This is a genomic window from Bradyrhizobium sp. LeoA1Lang (assembly GCF_055413685.1).
This window is the reverse complement of sequence record NZ_JBVAPG010000002.1, coordinates 95,831-112,330: the sequence shown is the minus strand read 5'-3', so window position 1 is coordinate 112,330 and position 16,500 is coordinate 95,831. Positions and strand designations below refer to the sequence as shown.

The 16,500-nt window shown below is 65.2% G+C and carries 19 protein-coding genes; 15 read left to right on the top strand and 4 right to left on the bottom strand.

The features are described 5' to 3' along the window. Positions 1–3 precede the first annotated feature (3 nt). On the bottom strand, positions 4–921 hold the full coding sequence (locus ACZYOF_RS01340) for an ABC transporter permease subunit (RefSeq protein ID WP_394565922.1): 918 nt from the start codon (positions 919–921) through the stop codon (positions 4–6). 266 nt (positions 922–1,187) lie between these two features. Here ACZYOF_RS01340 and ACZYOF_RS01335 point away from each other — a divergent pair, with 266 nt between their 5' ends. Together ACZYOF_RS01335 and ACZYOF_RS01330 are read left to right on the top strand one after the other, a co-directional pair. Beyond that, the gene (locus ACZYOF_RS01335; protein WP_130580250.1) at positions 1,188–1,373 is read left to right on the top strand and encodes a hypothetical protein; all 186 of its coding nucleotides are present in this window, start codon (positions 1,188–1,190) and stop codon (positions 1,371–1,373) included. A 191-nt stretch (positions 1,374–1,564) separates the two neighbouring features. Continuing rightward, positions 1,565–2,092: a hypothetical protein gene (locus ACZYOF_RS01330; protein WP_463714519.1), complete on the top strand. Its 528-nt coding sequence runs from the start codon at positions 1,565–1,567 to the stop codon at positions 2,090–2,092. Here ACZYOF_RS01330 and ACZYOF_RS01325 read toward each other — a convergent pair. The 3 genes from ACZYOF_RS01325 to ACZYOF_RS01315 all read right to left on the bottom strand — a co-directional run bounded on the left by ACZYOF_RS01325 (position 2,072) and on the right by ACZYOF_RS01315 (position 4,859). Beyond that, positions 2,072–2,464, bottom strand: a complete 393-nt coding sequence (locus ACZYOF_RS01325; protein WP_463714518.1) for a carboxymuconolactone decarboxylase family protein — start codon at positions 2,462–2,464, stop codon at positions 2,072–2,074. The two genes, ACZYOF_RS01330 and ACZYOF_RS01325, sit on opposite strands and share 21 nt — an antisense overlap. Positions 2,465–2,569: 105 nt before the next feature. Further along, positions 2,570–3,352, bottom strand: coding sequence for a 3-oxoadipate enol-lactonase (gene pcaD / locus ACZYOF_RS01320; protein WP_463714517.1), 783 nt, complete (start codon positions 3,350–3,352; stop codon positions 2,570–2,572). 148 nt (positions 3,353–3,500) lie between these two features. After that, on the bottom strand, positions 3,501–4,859 hold the full coding sequence (locus ACZYOF_RS01315) for a 3-carboxy-cis,cis-muconate cycloisomerase (protein ID WP_463714516.1): 1,359 nt from the start codon (positions 4,857–4,859) through the stop codon (positions 3,501–3,503). A 190-nt stretch (positions 4,860–5,049) separates the two neighbouring features. Between ACZYOF_RS01315 and ACZYOF_RS01310 the strand changes: the two genes are divergently transcribed. From ACZYOF_RS01310 to ACZYOF_RS01250, 13 genes are all read left to right on the top strand, one after another. Further along, positions 5,050–5,496, top strand: a complete 447-nt coding sequence (locus ACZYOF_RS01310; RefSeq protein WP_130580255.1) for an SRPBCC family protein — start codon at positions 5,050–5,052, stop codon at positions 5,494–5,496. 186 nt (positions 5,497–5,682) lie between these two features. Further along, the gene (locus ACZYOF_RS01305; RefSeq protein ID WP_130580256.1) at positions 5,683–6,168 is read left to right on the top strand and encodes a (2Fe-2S)-binding protein; all 486 of its coding nucleotides are present in this window, start codon (positions 5,683–5,685) and stop codon (positions 6,166–6,168) included. A 51-nt stretch (positions 6,169–6,219) separates the two neighbouring features. Then, positions 6,220–7,026 (top strand): FAD binding domain-containing protein, encoded by an 807-nt coding sequence (locus ACZYOF_RS01300; RefSeq protein WP_463714515.1) that lies wholly within the window; start codon positions 6,220–6,222, stop codon positions 7,024–7,026. A 37-nt stretch (positions 7,027–7,063) separates the two neighbouring features. Continuing rightward, positions 7,064–7,972 (top strand): AAA family ATPase, encoded by a 909-nt coding sequence (locus ACZYOF_RS01295; RefSeq protein WP_130580258.1) that lies wholly within the window; start codon positions 7,064–7,066, stop codon positions 7,970–7,972. Between the two features lie 120 nt (positions 7,973–8,092). Further along, the gene (locus tag ACZYOF_RS01290) at positions 8,093–9,295 is read left to right on the top strand and encodes a vWA domain-containing protein (protein ID WP_130580259.1); all 1,203 of its coding nucleotides are present in this window, start codon (positions 8,093–8,095) and stop codon (positions 9,293–9,295) included. 13 nt (positions 9,296–9,308) lie between these two features. Next, positions 9,309–9,632, top strand: a complete 324-nt coding sequence (locus tag ACZYOF_RS01285) for an XdhC family protein (RefSeq protein ID WP_027582816.1) — start codon at positions 9,309–9,311, stop codon at positions 9,630–9,632. Positions 9,633–9,634: 2 nt separating this feature from the next. Then, positions 9,635–10,336 (top strand): XdhC family protein, encoded by a 702-nt coding sequence (locus ACZYOF_RS01280; RefSeq protein WP_282527251.1) that lies wholly within the window; start codon positions 9,635–9,637, stop codon positions 10,334–10,336. Then, positions 10,333–11,937, top strand: coding sequence for a molybdopterin-binding/glycosyltransferase family 2 protein (locus tag ACZYOF_RS01275; protein WP_282527250.1), 1,605 nt, complete (start codon positions 10,333–10,335; stop codon positions 11,935–11,937). The genes ACZYOF_RS01280 and ACZYOF_RS01275 overlap by 4 nt, the downstream gene beginning before the upstream one ends. Before the next feature lie 292 nt (positions 11,938–12,229). Beyond that, positions 12,230–12,622 carry a DUF4189 domain-containing protein gene (locus ACZYOF_RS01270; RefSeq protein ID WP_245476376.1) on the top strand — a complete coding sequence of 131 codons (393 nt, stop codon included), beginning with the start codon at positions 12,230–12,232 and terminating at the stop codon, positions 12,620–12,622. 225 nt (positions 12,623–12,847) lie between these two features. Beyond that, a complete protein-coding gene (adhP, locus tag ACZYOF_RS01265; protein WP_463714514.1) occupies positions 12,848–13,873 on the top strand; it encodes an alcohol dehydrogenase AdhP in 1,026 nt (341 codons plus the stop codon). Positions 13,874–14,056: 183 nt separating this feature from the next. After that, the gene (locus tag ACZYOF_RS01260) at positions 14,057–14,770 is read left to right on the top strand and encodes a TetR/AcrR family transcriptional regulator (RefSeq protein ID WP_463714513.1); all 714 of its coding nucleotides are present in this window, start codon (positions 14,057–14,059) and stop codon (positions 14,768–14,770) included. Continuing rightward, complete coding sequence (locus ACZYOF_RS01255) at positions 14,767–15,552, top strand: HlyD family secretion protein (protein ID WP_282527248.1); 786 nt, start codon at positions 14,767–14,769, stop codon at positions 15,550–15,552. Before ACZYOF_RS01260 ends, ACZYOF_RS01255 begins: the two co-directional genes overlap by 4 nt. Further along, on the top strand, positions 15,549–16,496 hold the full coding sequence (locus tag ACZYOF_RS01250) for an ABC transporter ATP-binding protein (RefSeq protein ID WP_463714512.1): 948 nt from the start codon (positions 15,549–15,551) through the stop codon (positions 16,494–16,496). The genes ACZYOF_RS01255 and ACZYOF_RS01250 overlap by 4 nt, the downstream gene beginning before the upstream one ends. Positions 16,497–16,500 lie beyond the last annotated feature (4 nt).

Genomic DNA, 16,500 nt, shown 5'->3' with positions numbered 1-16,500 from the left:
CCGTCAGACTTTTTCGACTTCAGGCCGGCCGAGCAGGCCGGTCGGAAGGAAGATCAAGACCACGATCAGGATCGAAAAGGCGGCGACGTCTTTGTACTCGACCGAGAAATAGGCCGACCAGAACGTCTCGATCAGCCCGATCGCAAGTCCCCCCAGCATCGCGCCGGGCAGCGAGCCGATGCCGCCGAGGACCGCGGCGGTGAAGGCCTTGATGCCGGCGACGAAGCCCATGAAGAAATCGACCAGGCCGTAATAGAGCAGGTACATCATGCCGGCGACGGCGGCGAGCGCGGCGCCGATCACGAAGGTCATGGAGATGGTGCGGTCGACGTCGACGCCGAGCAGCGCCGCCATGGTCTGGTCCTGCTCGCAGGCGCGCATGTCGCGCCCGAGCCGCGTGCGCGACACCAGCCAGGTGAACAGCGCGAGCAGCACCACGGTGGCGAGCACGACGATGATCTGGATATTCGAGAGCTGCACCACGAAGCCGCTTGCGCCCTCATGCAGCGTGTAGCCGCCGGTGATGATCGGCGGCACCGGTTTGACGCGCGCGCCTTGCGCGACTTGCGAGAAATTCGTCAGCACGAAGGACATGCCGATGGCTGAGAGCATCGGCGCCAGGCGGAACGAATGCCGCAACGGCCGGTAGGCGATGCGCTCCACCGTCCAGCCATAGAGCGCGGTGATCGCCATCGACACCAGCAGCACGACGAACAGCACCAGCGGGATCGCGGTGAGGCCGAGCGAGACCAGCACCAAAAATGAGATCAGCGCGATGAAACCGCCGATCATGAAGATGTCGCCATGGGCGAAATTGATCATGCCGACGATGCCATAGACCATGGTGTAGCCGATCGCGATCAGCCCGTAGATCGAGCCGAGCACGAGACCGTTGATGAGTTGCTGGGCGAAATAATCCATGCGCTGCCGCTTGTGAGAGAGCGACGCGGCGAGGGCTCCCGGCAGCCTTGTCCGACGCGTCGTATCATTTTCTAACAGTGGAACCCCTTGGGCGGCAACAGCGGGAGCTGCGGCATCAAGGGCTTGTACAGAGGTAGTTTTGCCATCGGTTCCCGATCCAGCATTCGCTCACCGTGACGTGACGGTTCCCGCCGAAACGGCGTCCTGGTTCCCGCGTTGGCCCGTGCCTGGTTCGAAGGGACCAGGTCCAACCAGGGAGATTGCGAATGGCCAATCAGAACCAGAACGCGGGTCAGCAGAATCAAAATCCGGGCCAGAAGCCCGGTCAGCAGCAGGGCGGCGGCAGCAAGCCCGGCCAGCAGCAGCAGGACCCGAACCGTCAGGGCCAGAACCCGGGCCAGAATCCCGGCCAGAATCCCGGCCAAGGCCAGAACCCCGGCCAAGGGCGCTAGTTTCCCGTCCAAGCGAGAGCAAAAGGAAGGTCCTGCCGAAAGGCGGGACTTTCTTTTGGACGCTGTCCACAGCGGCGGCCGCCCCAATTAAGGTTAACAAAGGGTTTAGATTGCCGCTTCAGTTCCAACGAAGTTACCTCGTCCCAAACCGCCATCGCGGCGTCGGCGAGCGGAACAGCAGGGAGCGGCAGATGTCGACGAACTGGCGGATCAGCTCATTCAGCGGCGCGCTGCTTGCCGCCTATTTCATCCCGGCCTGGACGAGCATCGCCTTCCAGATCATGGCCTCGCCGGTCCGCGGTCTCTATGAACGGCCGAGCGTGTCGATCGGGTTCTTTATCAGCGATCATCTGCATCTGTCGGGCGTGGCGAGCGTGCGTATCGCCTGGCTGCTGGCGCTCGTGCGGATCACCACGGTTGCCTTTTTCGCACTGTACCTGGTGCTGCTTTCGCTTCGCTCGGTCCGCGAGCGCGGCGGCGGCGATGAGACGCTCGGCATGGCGCTCGTGCTCGGCAGCGTGCTCAGCTTCGTCAGCATGCTGGCGGCGTCCGTAGTCGGCGAGGCCGAGGCGCTGCGGCTGCATGCGACCGAACTCTTGATGCTGCTCGGCATCGGCATCGTGCTGCTGGTCGAGGGCGCCGCGCCGCGGGTGGCCGAAGTGCGGGACGAGTCCGATACGAGCGTGCCTGCCAGCGGGCTATCCCTTCAGCAGCCCTAGTTCCGCGACGATCGCGGAAGCTTCCTTCACCGCATGGTTGGCGGCGGGGACGCCGCAATAGATCGCCTGCTGCAGCAGGATCTCCTTGATGTCGTCGGGCGAAAAGCCGCCTTCGGTGAGGGCTGCGCGCACATGCAGGCGGAATTCGTCCCACTGCCCAAGCGCGACCATGGTGCCGATGACAAGCACGCGCCGCGTGCGATGGTCGAAATGCGGCCGCGTCCAGATATCGCCCCAGGCATAGCGCGTGATCAGGTCCTGGAAGTCGGTGTTGAAGGCGTTGCGGTTGGCAATCGATTTATCCACCCATTCATTGCCAAGCACTTTGCGGCGCTGGGTCATGCCCTCGTCGCGGCGCTTCTCGTCGTCCATGATTGTCTCCTCCCGTCATTGCGAGGAGCGAAGCGACGAAGCAATCCATATTTCCACAAGTGGCGCTATGGATTGCTTCGCTTCGCTCGCAATGACGGCACTCGTTTAGCGTTGCGTCAGGAAGCCGACCACGGCTTCGGTGAAGGCGTGGGACTGCTCGACGTTGGAGATATGCGCGGCATCGAGGATCGTCATGCTCGCACCGGGGATGCGGCTGCGGATGTATTCGCCCGCGGCGATCGGCGTTGCCATATCGTGACGGCCCGCGATCACCAGCGTCGGGCTCTTGACGTCAGGCAACAGCTCGCGCTGGTCGAGCGTGCTCAAGGCCTCGCAGCAGGCGACGTAACCCTCGGCAGGAGAAGCCAGCAGCATCGCCTTCATCCGGGCTGCGATCTGCGGCTCGCGCTCGCGGAAATCGGCCGTCAGCCAGCCCGCGATCACGGTGTCGGCGACCGCGGCGAGGCCGCCTTCCTTCACGGCCTTGATGCGGTTGTGCCAGTTGGTCGGGTCCGGGTAGTAGCAGGCGGTGTTGGAGAGGATGATCTTGCCGAAGCGTTCGGGCGCGTTCGCGCCTAGCCATTGCCCGACCATGCCGCCCATCGACAGGCCGCACCAATGTGTCTTCTCGATATTGAGATCGTCGAGGATCGCCAGCACGTCGCGGCCGAAACGCTCCATCGAATAGGGGCCGGGAGGAACCTGCGACTTGCCATGGCCGCGCCGGTCGTAGCGGATGACGCGGAACACCTGCGTCAGCGCCTTCATCTGCGGTTCCCACATCTGCAACGTACAGCCCAGCGAATTCGACAGCATCAGCGTCGGTCCGCCATCGCGGCCTTCCACCTGGACGTTGAGTAGGCATCCGTCGGCGTCGATCATCGGCATGGTCTGCGTTCCTTCATTCTCTCCACACGCTCCGTCATTCCGGGGCGATGCGATAGCATCGAGCCCGGAATCCATTTCTCCGCCCGCGCAAGTGGTCGAATGGATTCCGGGTTCGCGCTTCGCGCGCCCCGGAATGACCGCGGGTGTCTTACGACAAATCCTTAAGCGAGGCGAGCAGGCGGTCGATCAGCGCCTGCGAGGCGCCCTGATAGGACATTGGCTCGAACAGTCTTTCGATTCTCTCCGCGGCAAGCTGCGCGGTCACCTGCGGATCCGCTGTCAGCACGTCGCGCAGGTGCTTGTGCTCGGCGACGGCCTTCTTGCTGGCGGCTTCGATCAGATGATGCGCCTCGCTCTTGCCGAGCTTTTCGGCGAGCGCCATCGACACCGCTTCGGCCATGATCAGCCCCTTGGTCGCATCGAGGTTGACGCGCATGCGCGCGGCGTCGACTTCCAGGCCCTCGGCGAGCTCGACGGTGGCGGCGAGCGCGCCTGAGGTGACCAGCATCAGCGTCGGCAAGGTCGGCCATTCCGCGTGCCACGGCCCGGCGCTGCGCTCGTGGTCCTGGACCTGCGCGGCGAGGATCGTCGCGGCGAGATTGGGGGCCATGGTGGCGGCGGCGAGTGCGGTTGCGGCAGCAACGGGATTGCGCTTGTGCGGCATGGTGGAGGAGCCGCCGCGGCCTTCGCCCGACGGCTCGAACGCCTCGGCGACGCCGGTCTGCATCATCAAGGACACGTCGCGGGCGATCTTGCCGCAGCTTCCGGCGATGATGGCAAAGGCGGACGCGATTTCCGCGATGCGGTCGCGGTGGGTGTGCCAGGGCGCCTCCGGCAGCGGCAGGCCGAGTTCCTGAGCCAGCTTCTCGGCCACCGCCATGCCCTTGTCGCCGAGCGCAGCCAGCGTGCCGGCCGCGCCGCCGAATTGCAGGGCCAATGCCTCGCGGCGCAGGCGCCGCAGGCGCTGGCGCGAGCGGTGCAGGCTTGCGGCATATTCGGCGAGCTTGAGGCCGAATGGCATCGGCAGCGCGTGCTGCAGCCAGGTGCGCGCGACCACCGCCGTGTCGCGATGCTGGCGGGCGAGTTTGGCAAAGCCCGCGATGGCCCGATCGAGTTCGGCCAGCAACACATCGATGCCGGCGCGCAAGGTGAGCATCGTCGCGGTGTCGATGACGTCCTGGCTGGTCGCGCCCCAATGCACATAGCGCGCGGCTTCCTTATGGGCTTTGGCGACCTCGGCGGTGAGCGCCTTGACCAGCGGAATAGCCAGGTTGCCTGACCGAACAGCGGCTTCCGCGAGTGCCGCGCGGTCGAATGATTCGGCTTTGCAGGCCGTGCCGATCGGGCCGGCAGCGGCATTCGGAATCACGCCGACCGCTGCTTCGGCGCGCGCCAGTGCTGCCTCGAAATCGAGCATATTCTGCAAGGTGGCAGCGTCGTCGCACACCGCGCGCATCGCGGCGCTTGACAGCATCGGTGCCAGCAGCGGGGAAAGGGATGTGCTCATCGCGCGCGACCTAATCATTGTCGGCCGCCGCTGCCAATGGCCCTTCTGGATCGAGCCCGGCGTCGTCACAAGGGTGGCCTCCGTTTTGCTGCGCTGCGAATATGCATCGCTCGTGGTCGGATGCCGGTCTTTCCTTTGTGGCGGCTGTGCTTTACTTGGGTGTTGGTTTGATGCGATCGCGGAGGCTCTCATGGCAATGACGATGAACGGCGAGGTCCAGCTTGCGGCGCCGCGCGAGGCCGTGTGGGCCAAGCTCAACGATCCCGAGGTGTTGAAGGTCTGCATCCCCGGCTGCGAGGAATTGGAGAAGACCGAGGACAACGGCTTTCGCGCGGTTGCCAAGATGAAGGTCGGCCCGGTCTCGGCGCGCTTCAAGGGCAAGGTCATGCTGTCCGATCTCGATCCGCCCAACGGCTACAAGATCTCGGGCGAAGGCGAGGGTGGGGTTGCCGGATTCGCCAAGGGCGGCGCGACGGTCGCGCTTGCCGAGAAGGATGGCGGCACACTCCTTAGTTACAATGTCGAGGCGCAGATCGGCGGCAAGCTCGCCCAGCTCGGCCAGCGCCTGATCAACGGCGCGGCCAAGAAACTGGCCGATGAGTTCTTCGCGAATTTCGCCAAGGCCGTGCAAGGCTGACACTGACACGGCCGTCTCTAAGATAAAGACTGACGGCGCTGCACAATGGCGCCAGAACAACGCTCGGTCATCCGGCCATGCGAGCGGCGAGGTTGCCCATTGCGGTGATGGCCCATATTATGGCTTTGGAACGGTTATAAACGCCTGTTCTGTCGATATGCGGCAGAGCAGATCAAGAGAGTGCTGATGGCCAAGATTTCCCTGATCGTGAACGGCAATCCCGTCACCGCTAACGTCGACCCCCGTACCCTTCTCGTCCAATTCCTTCGTGAAAACCTGCGGTTGACCGGGACCCATGTCGGTTGCGACACCTCGCAATGCGGCGCCTGCGTCGTGCATCTCGACGGCAAGGCCGTGAAATCCTGCACCACGCTTGCGGTGATGGCCGACGGCCACGACGTCAAGACCATCGAGGGACTGGCGCCGGATGGCGGGCCGCTGCATCCGATGCAGGAAGCGTTTCGCGAGAATCATGGCCTGCAGTGCGGCTTCTGCACGCCCGGCATGATCATGACCGCGGTCGACATGGTGCACCGCAAGGGCAACGACCTCTCCGACGAGGTGATCCGCGAAGAGCTCGAAGGCAATCTGTGCCGCTGCACCGGCTATCAGAACATCGTCGCCTCGATCGCCGCCGGCGCCAAGGCGATGGCGAAGTCCGATCTCGCGTGAACCTCAGCGCATTATATCGCGATCGCGGTTTGAAAATCCCGGGACATTCCAATGTATGAATTCAAATATCATCGTCCGGCGACCGTGCGACAGGCCGCCAATCTGCTGGTGAAGAACGAGGACGCCAAGCTGATCGCCGGCGGCCACACGCTGGTGCCCGTGATGAAGCAGCGGCTCGCGAGCCCGCCGCATCTCGTCGACCTCTCCCATGTCGAGGGCCTCGACACCATCGAGATGAAGGGCCGCGCGCTCGCGATCGGCGCTACCGCCAAGCATGCCGAGGTCGCCGGCTCCGCCGTCGTCGGCGAGGCGATCCCGGCGCTCGCCGACCTCGCAGGTGGGATCGGCGATCCCGCCGTGCGCCATCGCGGCACCATCGGCGGCTCGCTGGCGAACAACGACCCGACCGCGGACTATCCGGCCGCCGTGCTGGCGCTGGGCGCGACCATCGTCACCAACAAGCGGCGGCTCAAGGCGGAAGAGTTCTTCCAGGGCCTGTTCTCGACCGCGCTCGAAGCCGACGAGATCATCACCAAGGTGCAGTTTCCGGTTCCGAAGAAGGCGGCTTACGTCAAGTTCCGCAACCAAGCCTCGCGCTATGCGCTGGTCGGCGTGTTCGTGGCACGGCGGCCGTCGGACGTCCGCGTTGCCGTCACCGGTGCCGGCTCGGACGGCGTGTTCCGCGTCACCGCTTTCGAGGAGGCCCTGCAGAAGCGCTTCTCCCCCAAGGTGCTGGAGGGAATCAACGTGCCGCCGGAAGGGCTGAACAGCGACCTGCATGGCAGCGCCGAATATCGCGCGCATTTGATCGGGGTGCTGGCGCGCCGGGCGGTCGAAGCTGCTAACGCTAAAGCGTGATAGTGCAGGCTGCTTTGGCTCCAACACCGGCTTTCCCATGACCGCATCGGCGCTCCCGAAATCCGTCGATGTGCTGCTCGAGCTCCTGACCTCGCGCGGCTATCTCGCCGAGCGGTCGCTCGCGACCGTGACCTATCTCGCGCTGCGCATGGGCCGGCCGTTGTTCCTGGAGGGCGAGGCCGGCGTCGGCAAGACCGAGATCGCCAAGGTGCTGTCTTCAGCGCTCGGGCGGAAGCTGATCCGCCTGCAATGCTATGAGGGTCTCGACGTCGCCTCCGCCGTCTACGAGTGGAGCAGCGCGGCGCAGATGATCGCGATCCGCCTCGCCGAAGCCTCCGGAGATACCGACCGCGACCAGCTTGCGAGCGACATCTTTGCCGAGCGTTTCCTGATCAAGCGGCCGCTGCTGCAGGCGCTGGAGCCTGACGTCGCCGGCCCGCCGGTGCTCCTGATCGATGAGCTCGACCGCGCGGACGAGGCGTTCGAGGCCTATCTTCTGGAGATACTGTCGGACTTCCAGGTGACGATCCCCGAGCTCGGCACCGTGAAGGCGCCGGCGCCGCCGATCGTGATCATCACCTCCAACCGCACCCGCGAGATCCATGACGCGCTGAAGCGGCGCTGTCTCTATCACTGGGTCGACTATCCCACAGCCGAGCGCGAGCTCGCGATCGTCAAGTCGCGGGTGCCGAACATTTCGGCCAAGCTGTCGCAGCAGGTGGTGCGCTTCGTGCAGGCGCTGCGCGACCAGGATTTCTACAAGTCGCCCGGCGTCGCCGAGACCATCGACTGGGCCACCGCGCTCTCTGAGCTCGATGCCCGCTCGCTGACGCCGCAAGTGGTCGGCGACACCCTCGGTGCGCTCCTGAAGTACCAGGACGACATCGCGCGCATGCAGGGCGACACGCTGCAGAAGGTTTTGAAGGAAGCGACGAGCGAGACGTGATCGCTCGCGCGCGCTTCCGTCGTTCCGGGGCGCGCGTAGCGCGAACCCGGAACCTCGCGCCGCAATCTCCAGATTCCGGGTTCACGCTTCGCGTGCCCCGGAATGACGAGTTGAGGATAGATGCCCATCAACCACCTTGCGCCGCCGACCGGGCACATGGCCGACAATGTCGTCGGCTTTGCCCGTGCGTTGCGGGCGGCCGGGCTGCCGGTCGGACCGGGCTCGGTGATCGATGCGCTCAATGCGCTGCAGCTCATCGAAGTCGGCAGCCGCGCCGATTTCTACGCCACGCTGGAGGCGATCTTCGTCAAGCGCCATGAGCACGCGCTGATCTTTGCCCAGGCCTTCGACCTGTTCTTCCGCGCCGCGGAGGAATGGAAAAGCATGCTGGACTCGGTGCCGCTGCCGGACCACGCCAAGAAGAAGCCGCCGCCGGCCTCGCGGCGTGTGCAGGAGGCGCTGTCGCAGCCCGCGAGCCGGGAGGAGCGGCCGCAGGAGCAGGCGCAGGAACTCAAGCTCTCGGTCTCCGACCGCGAGATATTGCAGAAGAAAGACTTTGCGCAGATGAGCGCGGCCGAGATCGCCGAGGTCACCCGCGCCATCGCCAAGATGAGGTTGCCGCAGGCCGAGCTGGAGACGCGCCGCTACCGGCCGGACGCCCGCGGTCTCCGGCTCGACATGCGCCGCACCATCCGCAATTCCTTGCGCACCGGCGGGGAGATCGTCGACATCCGCAAGCTCGGCCGCATCGACAAGCCGGCGCCGATCGTGGCGCTGCTCGATATCTCCGGCTCGATGAGCGAATATACCCGCCTGTTCCTGCATTTCCTGCATGCCATCACCGACGCGCGCAAACGCGTCTCGGTGTTCCTGTTCGGCACCCGGCTGACCAACGTGACGCGGGCGCTCCGCCAGCGCGATCCGGACGAGGCGCTGGCAAGCTGCTCCTCGAGCGTCGAGGACTGGGCCGGCGGCACCAGGATCGCGACCTCGCTGCATACGTTCAACAAGCTGTGGGCCCGGCGGGTGCTGGGGCAGGGCGCGATCGTGCTGCTGATCTCCGACGGGCTGGAGCGCGAGGCGGACGCCAAGCTCGCCTTCGAAATGGACCGGCTGCATCGTTCCTGCCGCCGCCTGATCTGGCTCAACCCGCTACTGCGCTACAGCGCCTTCGAGCCCAAGGCGCAGGGCATCAAAATGATGCTGCCCCACGTTGACGAATTCCGCCCGGTGCATAACTTGAGTTCCATCAAGGGGCTGATCGAGGCGCTTTCGGCCCCGCCACCGCCTCATCATCGCAGCCTGATCCGCTCCGTAGCTTGAAGAGGGTTTTCAAATGCTCAATCGCGACGAAGACATCCTGAAGGCGGCTGAGGACTGGCAGAAGGCCGGCCACGGGGTGGCGCTGGCCACCGTGGTGGAGACCTGGGGCTCGGCGCCGCGTCCAGCCGGCTCGAGCCTCGTCATCAACGACGAGGGCACATTCCTGGGCTCGGTCTCCGGCGGCTGCGTTGAGGGCGCGGTGGTGACCGAGGCGCTCGACGTGATCTCGAGCGGCCAGCCGAGGATGCTCGAATTCGGCGTGGCTGACGAGACTGCCTGGAATGTCGGCCTGTCCTGCGGCGGCACCATTCGCGTCTTCGTCGAGAAGGTAGGCTAGCCGTGAAGCTCGAAACGCTGAGAGAGCTGAATGCCGAGCGCGCCGCGCGGCGCCCGGTGATCGTCATCACCGACACCGCCAATGGCGAGCAGCGCCTGGTCAAGGCAAAGGACTTTGCTGCCGATCCGCTCAACGCCGAGCTTTCCAAGGCATTGCGGATGGGCAAGAGCACCAACGTCGAGGTCGGCGGCAACAAGCTGTTCCTCAACGTCTACGCGCCGACCGCAAAGCTCGTGATCATCGGGGCCGTCCATATCAGCCAGGCGCTGGCGCCGCTGGCGCGGTCGCTGGATTATGACGTCACCGTCGTCGATCCGCGTACGGCGTTTGCGAGTCCCGAGCGCTTTCCCGACGTGCCCCTGGTCGCGGAATGGCCTGACGTCGCGCTGCCGCCGCTCAATGTCGATCACTACACCGCTTTCGTCGCGGTGACGCACGATCCCAAGATCGACGATCCCGCGCTGCTGCACGCCTTCGAGCGCGAGTGCTTCTATATCGGGGCGCTCGGCTCGCGGAAGACACATGCCAAGCGCGGCGAACGGTTGCGCGCGCAAGGGGCGAAGGAGAGCGACATCGCGCGCATCCATGCGCCGATCGGGCTCGACATCGGTGCGGTATCTCCTTCGGAGATCGCAGTCGCCATCATGGCGGAGATCACCGCGACGCTGCGGCTGCCGCCGAAAGAGAAAGAAGTTGCAGCATGAAGTTCGGGCCTGCCAGTCCGCGTGACGCGATTGGCGGCGTCACCGTTCACACACTGCGGCAGGGATCGCTGGTGCTGAAGAAGGGCACCACGATCGGCCCTGCCGAAGTGGAAGCCTTGAACAAGGCCGGAGTGAAGGAAATCGTCGTCGTGCGGCTCGATGAGGGCGACGTCTCCGAAGATGTTGCCGCGGCCAGCATCGCGCAGGCCATTGCCGGCGATGGCGTCAATGTCGAACGCGCCTTTACCGGCCGTGCCAATTTGTTCGCGGGACGCGCCGGCGTGCTGGTGGTTGACCGCGCCGCGGTCGATCGCATCAACGACGTCGACGAGGCGATAACGCTCGCCACGCTGACCGCCTTCAAGCCGGTGGTCGAAGGCGAGATGATCGCCACCGTCAAGCTTATTCCTTTTGGTGTCGAATCGCGCTTGCGCGACGCCGCGGTCGCGGTGGCCGGCCGCGAGACGCTGCGCGTTGCGCCTTACGTCATCAAGAAGGTCGGCGTGGTCTCCACGATGCTGCCCGGCCTGTCGCTGAAGGTGATCGAGAAGACCTTGCGCGTCACCACCGAGCGGCTCGCGCCCGCCGGCGCCAGCATCATCGCCGAGCGCCGCGTGCCCCACGAAGAGAAGGTGCTGGCCGCCTCGATCAAGGAATTGCTCGCGCTTGGCGCCGAGCTCGTGATCGTGTTCGGCGCTTCCGCGATCGCCGACCGGCGTGACGTGATCCCGGCGGCGATCACCGGGATCGGCGGCGCGGTGGAGCATTTCGGCATGCCGGTCGATCCGGGCAATCTGCTCCTGATCGGCAGCGCGGGGAAGGTGCCGGTGCTGGGTGCGCCCGGCTGCGCGCGCTCTCCGGTCGAGAACGGATTTGACTGGGTGCTGATGCGCCTGCTTGCAGGGATCAAGGTCACGCGGGCCGAGCTCACCGGCATGGGCGTCGGCGGGCTCTTGATGGAGATCGTGACGCGGCCGCAGCCACGCACGGGCTCCGACACCGAGGGCAATCGCAACGTCGCAGCCATCGTGCTCGCCGCCGGCCGCTCGACGCGGATGGGGGGCCCCAACAAGCTGCTCGCGGAGATCAGCGGCAAGAAGCTCGCGCGCATTGCGGCCGAGCAGGCGCTGGCCTCGAAGGCCTCGGAGGTGATCGTCGTCACCGGCCATCAGGCCGAACTGGTCGAGCAGGCGCTGCAGGGATTGAAGGTGAAATTCGTGCGCAATCCGGATTTTGCCGGCGGGCTCGCAAGCTCGGTGAAGGCGGGCATCTCCGCAGTGTCCGATAGCGTCGACGGCGCCGTGATCTGCCTCGGCGACATGCCGCTGATCGACGCGTCCTTGATCGACCGGCTGATCGAGACCTTTGCGCCCGACCGCGGTCATTTGATCGCGGTGCCGGTCAGCGAAGGAAGGCGCGGCAATCCCGTGCTGTGGTCGCGGCGCTTCTTCAAGGAATTGATGACGCTCGATGGCGACATCGGTGCCCGGCACCTGATCGCCAAGCACGCCGAAGCCGTGGCCGAAGTCCCCGTCGACGGCCAGAGCGCCTTCCTCGACATCGACACCCCGCAAGCCCTCGAAGCCGCGCGCGGCGGATAAGCGCCGCTGCGTAGGGTGGGCAAAGCGAAGCGTGCCCACCAACACACGCTCTGCTCTTGATGGTGGGCACGCTGCGCTTTGCCCACCCTACGATTCCGCGTGTGGGTCTCCGCTCTCTCCTCGTCATTGCGAGCGGAGCGAAGCAATCCATCTTGCCGCTTGCGGAGGCATGGATTGCTTTGCTGCGCTCGCAATGACGGTTGCGGCGATTTGCGCCGCTCTCAACCTCCCGTTCACCAAGTGGAAACGTCCGGCGGCTAGAGTTCCGCCGGCTGTCTTGGGGGTGGGGAAAGTGATCGTCTCGACGAGGCGCGCGCAACGCCGCGCGTTGTTCATTCTTGCGCTGACGCTGCTGTTGGCTGCTACGCGTTTCATCACCGAGAGCTGGGCGGCAGGTGCCTTTGCGGTCGGCAAATGCGGCGCTTATGGCCAGGCTTACGACTATGCCGCCGAAGCAGAGGCGCGCGCCGCGGCGCTGAAGCAATGCAAGGGCGAGTGCACCACCGTCACGATGAAGCGTGCCTGCGCTGCGCTCTCCATCGACATGATGAATCCCTGCGGCGCCCACGGCTACGCGGTGGAGCCGAAGATCTCGCGCTCACTGAACGCCGCCACGCGCAAGTGTTACGAATATGGCGGCAAGGAGTGCGTGATCCGTGCCTGGGCCTGCGACGCCAAGGGGTAGCGCGGCCCTTGTAGCGTCGTAGCCCGGGTGGACCGAAGCGTAACCCGGGGGCGCTCGAACCGCTGGTGCAGCTTCCCCGGGGTTGCGCTTCGCCACCCGGGCTACAGATTGTCGCAGTTGTCATCGCGCTGTCACGCGCGCACATTCGGCGCGCCCTTTGACACCGATCAAAAGGCGAGAGGGCGGTCACCGCTAGTCTGCGTTCCAAAGCGAAGGAGTAGACAGATGCCGATCATGAAAGCCGCTGTTGTCCGAAATTTTGGCAAGCCACTCGAGATCGAGAATGTGCCGGTGCCGGAACCGGGGCCGGGCGAAGTTCTGGTCAAGGTGAAAGCCTGCGGCGTGTGTCACACCGATCTGCACGCGGCATCCGGTGACTGGCCGGTGAAGCCGGTTCCGCCGTTCATTCCTGGCCATGAGGCCGCCGGCATTGTCGCGGCACTCGGCCCGGGTGTGACCAATCTCAAAGTCGGTGACGCCGTCGGCGTCGCCTGGCTGCATGACGCCTGCATGCGCTGCGAATATTGCGAGACCGGTTGGGAAACCCTGTGTGAGCACCAGCACAACACCGGCTACAGCGTGAACGGCGGCTTCGCCGAATATGTGATCGCGTCGGCCGCCTTCGCCGCGCGATTGCCGGCCAATGTTGATTTCGCAAAGGTGGCGCCGATCCTGTGCGCGGGCGTCACGACCTACAAGGGATTGAAGGAGACTGAAGCGCGGCCAGGCGAGTGGGTCGTCATCTCCGGCGTCGGCGGGCTCGGCCATGTCGCCATCCAATATGGCAAGGCAATGGGGCTCAAGGTTGCCGCGGTCGATATCGCCGAGGACAAGCTCGAGCTTGCACGCACCACCGGCGCGGATCTTGCCGTCAATGCGCTGTCCGACAGGGCGGTGGAGAAGGTGCTGGCATCGACCGGGGGAGGGGCGCACGGCGTGCTGGTGACGGCGGTGTCGACGGCCGCGTTCGCGCAGGCGCTCAAGATGGTCCGCCGCAAGGGGACGGTCAGCCTCGTTGGCCTACCGCCGGGCGAATTCCCGACCCCGATCTTCGATGTCGTCTTGAAGCGCATCACCGTGCGCGGCTCGATCGTCGGCACCCGCCGCGATCTCGACGAAGCCATCGCCTTCGCAACCGACGGCAAGGTGCACGCCGAGATCACCAAGGCGCCGCTCGAGAAGATCAACGACATCTTCGACCGGATGAAATCCGGAAAGATCGACGGCCGCATGGTGCTGGAGTTCGGTTAGGGCCATCCTTGTCATTCCGGGATGCGCCGAAGGCGCAGGCCCGGAATCCATCGGGCCGCAAAACACATGGATGAATGGATTCCGGGCTCGTGCTGCGCACGCCCCGGAATGACGAGGAGCGTTCCGCTCCACCCGGGCTACGGGGCCCTTGACAATGACTGACTAGTCAGTCATAATCTAATCATGAAACAGCGCCCCGAACCATCCATTCCATCCAAGGCCTGCCGACCCGCCAGCAGGGCGGCGCGCGCCAAAGTGTCAAAAGTGGTCTCGCCGAAGATCGCAGGCGGCGGGCCGAACCGCGCCGAGCGCGCAGCGGAGCGGCGGGCCGCGATCGTGGAGGCGGCGATGGAAGAGTTCGTCGCGCGCGGCTTTGCCGCGACCCGGCTCGACGATATCGCGAAACGTGCGGGAGTCGCTAAGGGCACGATCTACCTGCATTTCAAGGACAAGGAATCGATGTTCGAGGAATTGATCCGCACTGCGCTGGTGCCGTTGATCGACCGCATGGCATCACCGGCGCCGCTGCATGGATCAGTGCGCGAGGCGGTGGAAGGCTTTGCGCAAATGTTTATCCGGGAGGTCGCTTCGACGTCGCGCGGCGACATCGTGCGCCTGATCGTCAGCGAGGGGCCACGCTTTCCGGAAATCGCCGATTTCTATTTCCGCGAAGTGGTCTCGCGCGGGATGGCTGGCATGCGCGCCCTGATCGAGCTTGGCATCACGCGCGGCGAGATACGCAACAAGGAGTTGGCCCGCTACCCGCAGATCATGATCGCGCCGGCACTGATCGCGGTGATCTGGCAGAGCATGTTCAGCCGGCATTCGCCACTGGATGCGATCGAGATGTTTCGTGTTCATCTCGATCTGATCTTCGGCGAGCGGAGGACGACATGACTTCGTCGCGCCTGGTGAAGATACTGGCGATGGTGGCGCTGGCGGCGGCACTGGCCGGTTGCCAGGAGCGCCGCGATCCCGGCTTCCAGGGCTGGGTCGAGGCCGACATGATCTTCGTCAGCCCGGATGAAGCCGGCCGCGTGGTGAAGCTCAACGTGCGCGAAGGCGACGAGGTGAAGGTCGGCGACCTCCTTTACTCCGTCGACGACGACCTGCAGCAGGCCGATCTCAACCAGAACAAGGCCACGCTTGCCAATGCGCAGCAGACCTATGACCGCGCGGCTTCGCTGAGAGGAACCGGCGCCGGCACGCAGGCCAATCTTGACGCCGCGGTCTCGGCGCTGCGCGTGGCCGAGGCCAAGGTCAACACGTCGGAGACGCGGCTGGCGCGGCGCAAGGGCTTTGCGCCGGTCGCCGGCACCATCCAGCAGATCTATTTCCGCGAGGGCGAGATGGTGGCGGCGCAGCGGCCGGTGCTCTCGATCATGCCGCCCGGCAACATGAAGCTGCGCTTCTTCGTGCCTGAGGCTGAACTGCCGAAGCTTTCGATCGGCGACCAGGTGCGCGTCGTCTGCGACAATTGCGCCGCCGATCTCACCGCCAAGATCTATTTCATCGCGACCACGGCGGAATACACGCCGCCCGTGATCTACAGCCTCGATGAGCGCAACAAGCTGGTCTACCTGATCCAGGCGCGGCCGAGCCGGCCCGATGCCTTGCGCGTCGGACAGCCGATCAGCGTCTATCTCAATCCGAAGACGCCGGTGGCGGATCGGCGATGAGCACGGTTGCAAACCATACGCCCGACATCGCCATCGATGTCCATGGCCTAACCAAATCGTTCGGCGGCCGCGAGGTCGTGCATGATCTGTCGATGCAGGTCAGGCGCGGCACGATCTACGGCTTCCTCGGGCCGAACGGCAGCGGCAAGACCACGACCATCCGCATGCTCTGCGGACTTCTCACGCCCGACAGCGGCAACGGCACCTGCCTCGGCTACGATATCCGCCGCGATGCCGACCGCATCAAGCGCCTGGTCGGCTACATGACCCAGCGCTTCAGCCTGTACCAGGATCTCTCGGTGCGCGAGAATCTGGAATTCGTCGCGCGGCTCTACGGCCTTCCTGACGCACGGAGTGCGGCGCGCGAGATGATCGCGCGCATCGGGCTGAAGGGCCGCGAGGAGCAGCTTGCCGGCAATCTCTCCGGCGGCTGGAAGCAGCGGCTTGCGCTCGGGGCCTGCACGCTGCCCAATCCGAGACTTCTGCTGCTGGACGAGCCGACCGCCGGCGTCGACCCCAAGGCGCGGCGCGATTTCTGGAACGAGATCCACGCGCTCGCCGCCGACGGCCTGACCGTGCTGGTCTCCACGCACTACATGGACGAGGCCGAGCGCTGCCACGAGATCGCTTACATCGCCTATGGCCATCTCCTGGCGCATGGGACGGTGGAAGAGGTGATCGCGGGCTCGGCGCTCTCGACCTATACGGTGACCGGCGACAATCTCAACGTCCTCACCGCCGAGCTCGCCGGCAAGGGCGGCATCGACATGGTGGCGCCGTTCGGCACCAGCCTGCATGTGTCCGGCCGCGACAAGGCGGCGCTGGACGCGACCGTTGCATCCTATCGCGACGATCCGCGCTGGCACTGGCAGGACAGCGAGCCGTCGCTCGAAGACGTCTTCATCGATCTCATGGGGCGTTCCAAAGATAATTTCCAGGGATAATTTC